The organism is Calditrichia bacterium, from assembly GCA_020634975.1.
In the GTDB taxonomy this organism is placed as follows: Bacteria; Calditrichota; Calditrichia; order RBG-13-44-9; family J075; genus JACKAQ01.
In genome coordinates, this window is the sequence record JACKAQ010000002.1 from 344,090 (window position 1) to 356,369 (window position 12,280).

General features: G+C 45.4%; 10 protein-coding genes. 8 read left to right on the forward strand and 2 right to left on the reverse strand.

Annotated features, from left to right (window positions below):
* The first annotated feature begins 12 nt into the window (after positions 1–12).
* The 8 genes from H6629_15835 to H6629_15870 all read left to right on the forward strand — a co-directional run bounded on the left by H6629_15835 (position 13) and on the right by H6629_15870 (position 7,910).
* Positions 13–1,551, forward strand: a complete 1,539-nt coding sequence (locus H6629_15835; GenBank protein MCB9069264.1) for an OmpA family protein — start codon at positions 13–15, stop codon at positions 1,549–1,551.
* Positions 1,552–1,960: 409 nt separating this feature from the next.
* A complete protein-coding gene (locus H6629_15840; protein ID MCB9069265.1) occupies positions 1,961–2,362 on the forward strand; it encodes a KH domain-containing protein in 402 nt (133 codons plus the stop codon).
* 143 nt (positions 2,363–2,505) lie between these two features.
* The gene (locus H6629_15845; protein MCB9069266.1) at positions 2,506–3,624 is read left to right on the forward strand and encodes a site-2 protease family protein; all 1,119 of its coding nucleotides are present in this window, start codon (positions 2,506–2,508) and stop codon (positions 3,622–3,624) included.
* Between the two features lie 95 nt (positions 3,625–3,719).
* On the forward strand, positions 3,720–4,217 hold the full coding sequence (locus tag H6629_15850) for a HEAT repeat domain-containing protein (GenBank protein MCB9069267.1): 498 nt from the start codon (positions 3,720–3,722) through the stop codon (positions 4,215–4,217).
* Positions 4,218–4,505: 288 nt separating this feature from the next.
* Positions 4,506–4,724 (forward strand): hypothetical protein, encoded by a 219-nt coding sequence (locus H6629_15855; GenBank protein ID MCB9069268.1) that lies wholly within the window; start codon positions 4,506–4,508, stop codon positions 4,722–4,724.
* Between the two features lie 105 nt (positions 4,725–4,829).
* Positions 4,830–5,189: a hypothetical protein gene (locus H6629_15860; GenBank protein ID MCB9069269.1), complete on the forward strand. Its 360-nt coding sequence runs from the start codon at positions 4,830–4,832 to the stop codon at positions 5,187–5,189.
* Positions 5,190–5,353: 164 nt separating this feature from the next.
* Positions 5,354–6,244 (forward strand): prohibitin family protein, encoded by an 891-nt coding sequence (locus H6629_15865; GenBank protein ID MCB9069270.1) that lies wholly within the window; start codon positions 5,354–5,356, stop codon positions 6,242–6,244.
* Positions 6,245–6,410: 166 nt separating this feature from the next.
* The gene (locus H6629_15870) at positions 6,411–7,910 is read left to right on the forward strand and encodes a B12-binding domain-containing radical SAM protein (GenBank protein MCB9069271.1); all 1,500 of its coding nucleotides are present in this window, start codon (positions 6,411–6,413) and stop codon (positions 7,908–7,910) included.
* 28 nt (positions 7,911–7,938) lie between these two features.
* On the opposite strand, the gene H6629_15875 is transcribed toward H6629_15870, so the two are convergent.
* Together H6629_15875 and sbcD are read right to left on the reverse strand one after the other, a co-directional pair.
* The gene (locus H6629_15875) at positions 7,939–11,022 is read right to left on the reverse strand and encodes an SMC family ATPase (GenBank protein ID MCB9069272.1); all 3,084 of its coding nucleotides are present in this window, start codon (positions 11,020–11,022) and stop codon (positions 7,939–7,941) included.
* Complete coding sequence (gene sbcD / locus H6629_15880) at positions 11,019–12,263, reverse strand: exonuclease subunit SbcD (protein ID MCB9069273.1); 1,245 nt, start codon at positions 12,261–12,263, stop codon at positions 11,019–11,021. The genes H6629_15875 and sbcD overlap by 4 nt, the downstream gene beginning before the upstream one ends.
* Between the last annotated feature and the right edge of the window lie 17 nt (positions 12,264–12,280).

Below are 12,280 nucleotides of genomic sequence, written 5' to 3' on the forward strand. Positions count from 1 at the left end.
AAGGAGATAAATATGGTTCAGCTACAAAGATATATCAATACCACTTTCATAGTCGCAATATTTTGCTTCTCGGTGCTTTTTATAGCAATCGCATATGGGCAAGACCCAATTAAAATTCGTCCGCAACAACAGGCACCACTAGCTTTTGTTGGGGAAAACGAGGTGAAAACAGCGCTTTTTCAGGATGCTAAATCAGCAATGGAGGCTGCCAAAAAAGTGCAGGCAAATCATTTGGCGCCAAAAAATTTTGGCGATGGAATGAAGCACTTTAATGCGGCTGAAGTTGATTTTAACAATGGTAAAGATTTGGAAGACATTCGCAACAATCTTGTAAAATCGAATACTTATTTTCAAAAAGCGATAGATGCGACAAAACTCGCTGAAGTTACTTTCCCAAACTCGATGAAAGCAAGGCAAGATGCGCAAATCACTGAATCAGCAAACTACTCACCTGAATTATGGAAAGATGCCGAGAAAAAATTTAAAGAAGCTGCTATTAATCTTGAAGACGGCGACCTGAATAATGCCAAAAAGAAAGCCGATGAAGCCGAAACGTTATACCGTCAGGCCGAACTTGCTGCAATCAAATCAAATTATCTGGAAGGAACAAAAGCGCTTCTCAAGCAGGCAGATGATCTTGATGTGAAAAATCATGCGCCCAAAACATTGCTCATGTCCCAACAATTGGTTAAGCAAGCTGAAAAAGAACTTAATGACAACCGATACGATACCGATGTCGCACGTAGTTTAGCCCGGCAAGCGAATTATCAGGTGAAACATGCCATTTATTTGTCGAATGCCATTCAACAAATGAAGGACAAAGATCAAACCTGGGAAGACCTGATGTTAGCGGCTGAGAAACCGTTGGAACAGATTGCTGAAAGAATAAATCTGGTTGCTGAATTCGATGCCGGTTTGGGAAACACCACCAACGAAATCGTCTCAACTGTTATGCTTTATCAGAACAATTTGGAAACGTTAGATCAAAATGCTGTTTGGTATCAACAGGAAAACGATTTGAAAGAGGCGCGGATTGTTGAATTGGAGTCGCAACTTGGGAATCAGGTGAAGGAAAAATCTGATTTGGCGCTGCAAATTGCCAATCAGGCAAAAACGAGGGAATTATTTACCGGTATGGAAAATTCATTCAATCGGGATGAAGCCAAAGTACTCAGGCAAGGTGATGATATCATTATCCGCTTGTTAGGATTGGATTTTCCTATTGCAAAAGCAACAATTGAACAAAAATCTTTTGCTCTATTAACCAAAGTACGTAATGCCATCAATGCATTCCCGGATAGCAGGATAACTGTTCTGGGCTTCACCGATTCGTACGGTGGTGATGCACAAAATCTGCAATTGTCAAGAGAGCGCGCCGAAGCTGTAAAACAATATCTATTGGCGAATACCAATCCCAATACAGTTCTAATTGATGTAATTGGTTACGGCGAAAGTAAGCCGATCTCCAGTAACGAGACTGCAGTTGGGCGTTCTGAAAATCGTCGTGTTGAAGTGGTTATACATCCTGTGAAGGCAATCGAAGTTTTTTGAGATATTCTTTAATCTGAAATGAATATTCTGCCCCCACAGATAAATGGGCTTCGTTTTAGTTAATATTTAACTGATCGAAGCCCATTGTCACAAAAAACGACAAAAATGAAATTGTACATGCAAAGCCACTTTTTATATCAAATCAACGAAGAGGAGAATTAAAATGGGTGACAAAGGTCAGAAAGATAAAGATAAAAAGCAACGGCAAGAATCCAAAAAAAAGAAAGATTCTGCTAAAAAAGCAAAAGAGAAACAGGAAGATAACCAGAAAGATGCTTCCTGAACCATTGAACAATATCACTTATTATAATGGTTCAGGACATTGCTTCCACTACTCTGTATTAAATATTGTGAAGACCACCGAACCTCGAACCTAACTAAACTTCTGAAAATGAACAGGAGGCTCAGAATGAAAGATTTACTTGAGAATCTGGTAAAGCAAATTGTTGACAAGCCTGAGGATGTTTCAATAAATGTTATAAATGGCCACGGAACAATTGTTTTTGAACTAAGGGTTAATCAATGTGATACGGGGAAGGTTATCGGTCGAAACGGACAGACTGCCAAATCTCTGCGTATTCTTTTGGCCGCTATTGCAGCAAAGCATCATCAACGATCTTATTTGGAAATTTTAGAACCGTTGGCTGAAGAAAAAACACAGCCATATGAAGTACCCGTCAGAAAAAACGCCCGAAAACTGATTTATAAATCTCTCATTAAATCTGAAAGCCGGTGGGCAGATGATGGCGGAAATAATTTGCAAACGTTTCATCTTAACAATAAATATTTTGTTCGAGAAGATGAAATCTAAAAAAATACGGTTTTATCAATCGTATGCTACGCACCAATAGTTCCAGTGTTTTCAATCTTGGTATTGGGCTTCATTGGCTAAATGCCGACTAAATGTCGGCTTGTGAAATATGTTGAAGCTGCGAATAGGAAAAGAGAATAGAAATGACACGACAGAAAATACCTCTCGGAAAAATAATAGGAATCCCCATTGGTTTGGATTTTTCATGGTTTCTTATTTTTGGACTGCTTACCTGGTCACTGGCAACCAGTTACTATCCAACAGAGTTTGCCGGATGGTCAGAATTGATGTATTGGATTATGGGTGCTATTACAGCAATAATGCTTTTTGTAAGTGTGTTACTTCATGAGTTGGGGCATTCTGTAGTTGCATTGCAATATAAGATACCAGTGCGCAGTATTACGCTATTTATTTTTGGTGGTGTTGCACATATCGAATCAGAGCCGCCAAGTGCCACTGCCGAATTTCGCATTGCCATTGCGGGACCACTGGTGAGCTTTGTTTTGGCTGTGATCTTCTATTTCCTGAAACCCGTTGTCGCAGGTACAGAACCTTTGTTCGGTTTGTTTAAATATCTGGCATTTATCAATTTTGCATTGGTCGTTTTTAATTTGATTCCCGGTTACCCTTTGGATGGCGGTCGAGTATTTCGTGCATTTGTCTGGCATGTTACGAAAAGCATGCGTCGTGCAACAATTATCGCGGCGAATGTCGGTAGAGCTTTTGGATTTATTTTTATCTTTTTTGGGGTATGGCAAATGTTTTCCGGCGACTTAGGCAGTGGGATTTGGATTGCTTTTATTGGTTGGTTCCTGGATCATGCTGCTGCGGCACAGATACACCAGATCACTTTTCAGAATCAGCTATCCGGGTATACCGTTGCTCAGGCGATGAACAGTCATTGTGCTGCAATTTCAGAAAAATTGACGCTCCAGCAGTTAGTAGAGGATCATATCCTTGGTAGTGCTCAACGATGTTTTCTTGTTAACCGGGAAGAAAAACCTGTTGGTATGATGACCTTACATCGTATAAAAGAAGTACCGCGAGCAGAATGGCCGATCACGCATGCCAGCCAGGTAATGCTACCTTTGGAACAGCTTAAACGTACAACCCCGGAAACGGAACTATGGGCTGCACTTAAACAGATGGATCGTGATGGTGTCAATCAGTTACCTGTCATGCAGGAAAACCAGGTCGTCGGTATGTTGAGCCGAGATGATGTCATTACTTTTTTACGTACAGTGCAGGAGTTGGGTATCTAAACAGATAAAAAAAGTCGATTCGTAACATCAGAGGCTGGTAAAATTGTTTTTAAAAGAAACAATTTTCAATAACTCTAAATGGAAAGGGAATACAAATGGATCAATCACTCGAAACATTAATCAAAGATTTGAATTGCAACGACGGTGTCCAGCGGAAAAATGCACGAGAGGCTATTGTCAAAACCGGAAAACCGGCTGTTCCATACTTGGTTAAAATATTATCTGATTCAAACGACCGCGTGCGATGGGAAGCCTGTAAAGCACTTGGGAGTATTAAAGACCCTGTCGCTGCAATTCCGTTAACTAAAGCACTGGGAGATAAAGTTTCAGAAGTCCGTTGGCTGGCTGCCGAAGCGCTGATTACAATCGATTCAGCAGCAATTGTTCCTGTTCTGGAAGCCCTGATTTCGCAAATTGATTCCCATGATTTGCGACAAGGTGCCCATCACGTTTTGAACGCTTTGGCAAAAAAAGATTTGTTAGATAAAGCAACTATTGATGTGTTGGATAAATTAAGTAATACAGAGCCGAATTCTTCAGTTTATCTGGCAACCCAAACAGCACTAAATGCCATTAAAAAAACGAAGAAATAGTTCTCAAATTGCACAGAATGGGAACAATTATCGGTTAAGCCAATAATTTTTGAAGATTGTCCATAGCGTCTGATATTTTGAAACTCAAAATCGAATCCCAGTTTAATAAAGAAACAATAGTACTGGTCCTTTCCATTTTTTAGTACCACGAACCCCCACCTTTTTTACCGAAAAAGGTCTATCATTTTATTAGTACCAATCTTAGTCCATAATTGAACCTTTCGGTCTATTGTATCCATGTACAGAATGTTCCATATTTATACTATTCACATAATCAAGGTATGTCCAATGGACACAACAAATAAAACAGTCTTAGTAACCATTGTTCTAGTCGCTATCGGGCTTATGCTTGTCTTCGGTGACGGGACAATGATTGGTAGAATGATAGACGGTGGGATGTTTGAAAACCGGCTGAGTTTGATGAATACATGGTTGTGGACACCAGCCCTTTTTACACTTGGTCTGGGTGTTATTATCGGGTGGGTTTTATTTAAAAAAAAGGTGTGATATTGCCGTATCAAATAAAATAAGCAAAACGTTCCAATCGTTTTGTAATTCATTGTTATTAATTCTTGAATTAAATCTAATTTGAAATCATGGAGATGTGTGATTATGAAGCTCAGCCTCAACTTTTTTATCGCAACTATTTTGGCTTTTTTTGTTTTGCTGGCCTGCCAACAAGAAAAAAAGCTTACCGACCAACAAAAACAGATACAAATTACTGAATTCATGAAAGATTCACTCAGGGTTAATATGATGATGGATCAAATTGCCTCTGATTACAAACTGCAAAATAAAATGATGCATAAGATGATCGATCGTGCAAAATCAGATAGAGTGGCGATGACCCAAATTGGCAAAATGATGATCGATGACATGGAGATGCGATCCATGTTTGAAAAAATGACCGGAGAGAAGATGATGGGTAAAGACACCGTATTGACAAACGATTTTTTGAAAAAAGTGAAGTAATCAGGCGTCTGGCACGAAACGAAATGACAAATGGTAACAGGATCTCCCAATAATTTGATTGCCAATAAAGGGGATGTGAAATAACAGGTGGATTGAATATCCATCAAACAAGTTGAATGAATGGAATGATTTATTATTCATTTGATAAAAATCAGGAGTTTACAATGATATTTATTATAGCAGTGCTGGTGACAATTGTTGCATTTTTTGTTTGGCGCAGCGCTGCAGCAAAGTCCAAAGAACATACTATTGGCACTCAATCTATTAGCAATATAAGTATGCTTATCATGTCGGTATTTAGTATTCTTGCCATAAGTCAATGCTTTACACAGGTTCCCGCAGGACATGTGGGCGTTGTGGATTTTTTCGGCATTGTCTCTGAGCGAACCCTTCGCTCCGGAATCAGCGTTGTGAACCCAATGGCAAATGTGATCAAATTTTCAATTCAAACCAAAGAACATAAGGAAACGATGGAAGTGCTTTCGCGGGAAGGGTTGACCATTGGTTTGGAAATTAGTGCGCTTTACCGGCTCAATCCGGATTCTGCAGCGCGTGTTTATAAAACCGTTGCCGGCGGTGACTATGAAACTATTATTCTTATCCCCCAATTCCGGTCGATCAGTCGTGCTGTTACGGCAAGCTTTCAGGCCAGCGCACTTTATTCCACTGAAAGGGATCAACTGGGTATGGCAATTCAGGATGAATTAGCCCTTACTGTGGCTCCGCGAGGCGTGATTATCGAAACGACACCGCTGCGCAACGTTGCACTACCCATTCAGCTCACCGAAGCCATTGAGCAAAAACAGAAAGCTGATCAGGAAAGCCAGCGTATGGAATTTATTCTGACGAAAGAAAAACAGGAAGCGGACCGGAAACGGATTGAAGCAAAAGGTATCGCAGATTTTCAATCCATAGTTGCTGCCGGAATCAGTGAACAATTGTTACGCTGGAAAGGCATAGAAGCAACTGAAAAACTTGCGAGCTCGCCAAATACAAAAGTGATTATCGTTGGCGCGGGAAAGGACGGACTGCCTATTATTTTAGATACAAAATAGGGTATTGGCAAAATTTTCATATTTGTACAAACGATAGTCGAGATTCGTTGTTGCTTTACGCCCCATAAAGACAATACACGTCAGTTAGTGGTATGTAACGGCGAATCATTTCAGGTTAGCAATTATAAACCAATACAATACATCAATCTAAATAGGAGCGTAACCTATGGAAGTTGTGTTGATCTATCCTGAGTTTCCGGATACATTCTGGAGTTTTAAACACGCATTGCAATTTATTCAAAAAAGGGCTTCCTCACCACCGCTCGGGCTTCTCACCGTTGCAGCCATGCTTCCGGAAACCTGGAAGCTTCGGCTAATCGACCTCAATTTAAGAGTTTTATCCCAACAAGATCTTGCCGATGCTGATTTTGTTTTTATCAGCGCGATGACGATACAACGCGAATCAACCTATCAGGTGCTTGAGCAATGCAAAAGTGCCGGCGTTAAAATTGTCGCGGGTGGTCCGCTGTTTACGGCTGAGTTTGAGCAATTTGAAATGGTCGATCATTTGATCCTGAATGAAGCAGAATTGACTTTGCCCGATTTTTTGGACGATTTGGCGAACGGTTGTGCCAAACGAATATACAGCACAACGGCATTTGCCGATATTCAGACAACGCCTGTTCCGAAGTGGGATTTGATCGATCTGGATGACTACGCGACCATGTGCGTCCAATTTTCCCGTGGATGTCCTTATAATTGTGAATTCTGTAATGTGACAGCTTTGTTCGGACACCGGCCCCGAACGAAAAGCGCTGAGCAAATTATTGCAGAACTGGATGGTCTTTATCAATGGGGATGGCGCCGGGCAGTTTTTTTTGTTGATGACAACCTGATTGGAAATAAAAAACGTCTACGCAATGAATTATTGCCGGCACTAATTGAATGGCGGAAAGATAAAAAGGGGTTCGCGTTTAGCACGGAAGCTTCTATAAACCTGGCCGATGATGAGCCGTTGATGCAGATGATGGTGACCGCCGGTTTTGACCGGGTGTTCATTGGTATCGAAACACCGGAAGAAAAAAGCCTGGCAGAATGCAGTAAAAAGCAAAACTTGAATCGGGATCTTATTGATGATGTGAAACGAATCCAGCGGTTTGGGATGCAAGTTCAGGGTGGATTTATTGTCGGATTTGACAACGATACGCCTTTTACTTTCCAAAGTTTGATCGACTTTATTCAAAAGAGCGGTATCGTAACTGCAATGGTAGGTTTACTGCAGGCACCTCCAGGAACAAGGCTCTATGAGCGACTTCAGAAGACCGGGCGATTGCATGAACAAATGTCCGGCGATAATGTAGACGGAACAACCAACATCATACCGGTGATGAATCTTGATATTTTGCATGCCGGATACCGCAATATTTTAGATCATATCTATTCACCGGAAGCTTACTACGAGCGTGTCAGAACATTTTTGCAAACATATAAGCCTCATAAAATCAAGGTGCAATTAAGCCGCAAATACATTGTTGAGCAATCCGTGGCATTTATGCGTTCAATTTTGCGATTGGGGATTTTGGGCAATGAACGAGCATATTATTGGCGGCTATTTTTTTGGGCGCTGTTTCGCAAGCCTGCGCTGTTTCCGCAGGCTATAACATTTGCAATTTACGGTTATCATTTTCGTCAAATTTGCGAGCTACGTATCCAAAACGGATTGTAAATATTAGCAGAGAATTCGCCCATAACCATCATGCTTCCCAACTGCAGGTGATGGTGCTGCCGGTTTCCGGATCGTTATTGCTCACCTTCAGGAACACATCAATTTCCTGCTGAAGCTCCTCAACGTGGCTGATCACCCCGACCACCCGGTTTTCGTTGCGCAGCGCTTTCAGGGTGTCAAACACTAGCCGCAGCGATTCGCGGTCCAGCGTGCCGAAGCCTTCATCGAGGAAAAAGAAATTCTGTTTGGCGCGCGAGAGTTTGTGAACGTGATCCGCCAGCGCCAGCGCCAGACAGAGCGACGCCTGAAAGGTTTGTCCGCCGGAGAGCGTTTTAACGCTGCGGGTTTCCCCGCCGTTGAGATAATCGCGGATCACAAACTGGTCGCCGTTCAGCTCCAGCGCTAACTGCTGGCGGGTGAGCGGCTGAAAGCGCAGGTTCGCCGAATGACAGAGGTGCTGCAAATAAATCCGCGACACGTAATTGACAAATCCCCGCCCTTTGAACATTTTTTGCAACACCGCCAGATTGTCCAGCCGTGCCGCAATGCTCTTTTGCTCAGCTTCCAATCCTTTCCGCAGCTCAATTTTTTTGGCGATATCGGCAATTTCTTTTTCCGTTTCGATCACCAGACGGTTCTGCTGATCGATGGTTTCGGCTAGCTGCGCCTGTCGGGTTTCCAGCTCGGAGTGATCCAGCGGACTGAACGATTTGCCGTCGGTTTCCTTTTGCAACTGGGCGATCTGGGTTTCCAGCGTGTGTTTTTCCCGCTCAAATGTCGCGATAATGTCCTGCTCTTGTTCGATATCCACCGGATTTTCGAGAATACCTCGAATGTGGGCCATGTCGCTGAATTCGGATGCTTCAATCGCCTGCGTCAGTGATTGTTCGAGTGCCGCAATTTGTCCGGTCACTGTTTCGCGGCGCGATTCCGCCGTGTTCAGCTCAACGCCGATTTTCAGCAACTGCTCGTGAATCTGGGTGCGGTGCGCTTCCGCATCGTGAAAATCTGCTTCGATGCGCCGGTATTTTTCGGAATACCCGCGAATCTGCTCCTCAATGGTTTCGGGCGCGGCATCTTTAAAATCATCCGGTTTGATGACCCGGAACTGTTTGGCAAGCGATGCCAGTTCGCTGTTGACCACCGCCAGTTGGGTCTGCGCCGCCGACTGCTGTTTGACCAGCGATTCCTGAGCGCTGCGATTGCGCTCGATGCGTTCATCAACGCTCTCGCGCTGCGATTCGGCTTCGGAAAGCTGCTGCTGAATATGTTCCGCGTTTGCCAAAGCGGTGGCTACGGCAGCCGGGTCATCCGGCGAAAAATGTTCCCAGCGGAAATCGTTGCGCAGTTGCTTCAGCTCCGCTTCTTTTTCGGCGATCTGCTGCTGCAGGCGCACCCGCTCATCCTGCAGATTTTTCTGGCGCTCCGCCAAAATTTGCCATTGCTGAACATGTCCTTGCAACGCTGTTTGCTGATCGCGTAATGCCTGCAATTGTTTGTCCTGCTCTGCGACGGTTTTGGCCAGATTTTCGTTGCTCATGGGCGCGGGATGTTCGGTTGCGCCGCACAGCGGACAGGCTTGGCCGGGCTGTAGGCCGGCGGCAAAGGTTTCCAGTTGTGCCTGCACTTTGAGATGCTGGATATCGTGCGCACGTCCGGCAATTTCCCCGGCAAGCGATTCGAGCGTGCCTGCGGCGTCCGCCAGCAATTCGTCCAGCGATTGCCCGATTTTTTCACTGCCCTTCCAGAATTCCAACTCGATACCCGCCAGGCTTTCGGCGCGTTCGGTTTCGTTGGCAGCCAGTTTTCCGCGGACGGATTTCAGCCGGGCTTTTTCCTCGTTCAGCGATTGGTTTATTTGTTTTTGTTGCAAAAACCAGCGGTCTATTTCGTGCAATTCAGTTGTTTGGGTGACCTGCTTTTTCAGTGCTGCGACTGTGGCAATCACCGTCGCTTTTTCGCCGGAAAGCTGTTCGCCCGACTGGATTTCCTGCGCCACCTGTTGCGCCATTTCCGCAATTTGCTGATCGAAACGGGCTTTGGTGTTGTTCAATTCCCGCATGTGGCGCAGCCGTCCCAGCTCTTCCGCCGCGATGTTCAACAGTTCGCGCTGCTCAAAATCCGCCTTGATTTTCCCGAAGCTTTCTTCGTGCTGTTTCTGCTCTTTTTCCAGCGTTTTTTTGATAGCACTTTTGGATTGCAGCAATCCCTCGATCTGCTCCAGTTGGGTGTTTTGTTCGTCCAGCTTGCTGAGCAGCGTGCTGAAATTCGCCAGACAATATTGATACGCCGACAACCGTTTGCGCCGCGCTTTGATCGCCGCAGCCTGCTGATTCATTTGTTCGTTTTTGGCGGTGAAATCCGCTAATTTCGCAAACAATTGCCCCAATTGTTCGGATGCCTTCAGCGCTGCTTCGAGCTGTTTGCGTTCGGTTTCAAGTTGCGCCAGCGCCGTTTTTCCGTCGCGAATGATCTGTTGTCTTTGCTCGATCGTTTCCGCGGTAACATCGCCAAACTGGAGCAGTTGCCCCTCGATATTCGCCTGCCGGTTTTTGGTTTCGCCATACAATTCCTTCACTTTTCCGGCTAAATCGAAGCGATCGAGATTAAAAATATCCTGCATCATTTTGGTGCGCTCCGCGTCGCCGAGCTGCAAAAATTCCTGAAACCGTCCCTGCGGAATGATGATGGTTCGCTTAAAATTATCGTAACTCAATCCGAGAATCGCTTCCGCGGAAATGCTGCGGGTTTCCCATTCGCCGTTCACTTTTATTTTTTGGGTGCGTTTGAAGGTGTGCGATTTTTTGCGTCCGGGGTGATGCACTTCGAACCAGTATTCCTCGCTGAAATTGTTGCCGGCCAAAAAGTTAAACCCGATAAACAGGTCTTCCGAAGCCAGGTTTTTCAGGTTGTAACCGAGTTCGTCATTTTTGTCCAGCCGTTCGATTTTGCCATAGAGCACGTAAGTGATTGCTTCCAGAATGGTCGATTTACCGCTGCCGACCGGACCGAAAATGCCGAACAATTGCGATTCAGTAAGTTTTGTAAAATCAATGGTTTGGTCGCTGCGATAGGAATACATTCCCCGGAGCGTTAGCGATAGCGGGATCATTCGCCGTCCTCCTGCGTTGCGGATTCACGTCCGATCACTTCGCGGAACAGCGAGAGCAACTCATCGTTTGGATCGAGGTCATCATTCTGGCTTTTGAAAAATTGCACGAACAGCGTTTCCACATCCTGCATCGGGTCGGCGGGTTCGTCGTTTGCGCCGGATTGGGCAGCGTTTTTGACGCGCGGGACGATGCCCAGAATAAAATCGTGCGACTGGCGCAATTGCTGCAGCTGTTCGGTGGTGAGAAATGTATCGGTGATCATCGTGATTTCCACAATTGCATCGGAGTGTCGGGTTAGCCATTCCACCGCCGCATCAACCGTTTCAAACGATTGACGCAATAATTTGCGTCCGCCGGTTAGGGGAATATCGCGGGTTGCCACCGGTTTTCCCGGCTCCGCGTCGATCAGCACCACATATTTTTGCTGATTGGCTTCGCTCATGCTGTAAGCCAGCGGGCTGCTCGAATAAACTACCGGACAGGGCGATGTGGCAATGGTTTGGCGGCGATGCAAATGTCCGAGCGCCACATACTGGATTTGCGGCGGGACATTTTCCGCGAACACGACATCCGCACCGCCGATGTGCAGCACAGATTTTTCGTCGTCCGGTTCCTCCGGTTTTTCGCCGCCTTCGCGCATCATAAACAGGTGGGCGAGGAGGAGGTTGACGCCGTTGCTGTCGCAATATTTTTCAGCGGTATTTGCCCAGCTGTTTTTCAACAATTCATTGATGGACAGATCGGCGGATTCCCCGCGCAACGCCTGTTTGAAACGAATGGCGTTGGCATAGGGCGTCAGCAAAATGCGCAGCGGAACATCGCTGCCGGGCAGTTGCAATTCGATAAATCCGGGTGCGGATGCCGTGAGCGCCAAACCGCTTTTTTCCAGCGAAAAGCGGCGCACTTCGCTGTCCGGATATCCCGCGAAAATGATGCCGCTGGCCCGCGCCAACGGATCGGGGTTTTCGATTTTCCCCGGTGCGTCGTGGTTTCCGGCAATGGCAATCACCGCGCGATTCCCGCCGTCGGAGAGTCGCGCAAGGGTTTGGTAAAGCAGGTCTTCCGCTTCGTGGGAGGGATTGGCGCTGTCAAATATATCACCGGCGATGAGCACCGCGTCAACGTTTTCAGCTTCGGCGATGTCGCAAATTTCCGCCAAAACCGCCCGCTGTTCGTCGATGCGGTTAAACTGGTTCAGCCGTTTGCCGAGGTGCCAGTCTGCGGTGTGCAATAGTCGCAGTGATTTCTTTTTCTGTT

Bases quoted from the DNA above. Each gene is read 5' to 3' on its own strand.
- H6629_15835 (MCB9069264.1), top strand. From the start codon at position 13: ATGGTTCAGCTACAAAGATATATCAATACCACTTTCATAGTCGCAATA.
- H6629_15840 (MCB9069265.1), top strand. From the start codon at position 1,961: ATGAAAGATTTACTTGAGAATCTGGTAAAGCAAATTGTTGACAAGCCT.
- H6629_15845 (MCB9069266.1), top strand. From the start codon at position 2,506: ATGACACGACAGAAAATACCTCTCGGAAAAATAATAGGAATCCCCATT.
- H6629_15850 (MCB9069267.1), top strand. From the start codon at position 3,720: ATGGATCAATCACTCGAAACATTAATCAAAGATTTGAATTGCAACGAC.
- H6629_15855 (MCB9069268.1), top strand. From the start codon at position 4,506: ATGGACACAACAAATAAAACAGTCTTAGTAACCATTGTTCTAGTCGCT.
- H6629_15860 (MCB9069269.1), top strand. From the start codon at position 4,830: ATGAAGCTCAGCCTCAACTTTTTTATCGCAACTATTTTGGCTTTTTTT.
- H6629_15865 (MCB9069270.1), top strand. From the start codon at position 5,354: ATGATATTTATTATAGCAGTGCTGGTGACAATTGTTGCATTTTTTGTT.
- H6629_15870 (MCB9069271.1), top strand. From the start codon at position 6,411: ATGGAAGTTGTGTTGATCTATCCTGAGTTTCCGGATACATTCTGGAGT.
- H6629_15875 (MCB9069272.1), bottom strand. From the start codon at position 11,022: ATGATCCCGCTATCGCTAACGCTCCGGGGAATGTATTCCTATCGCAGC.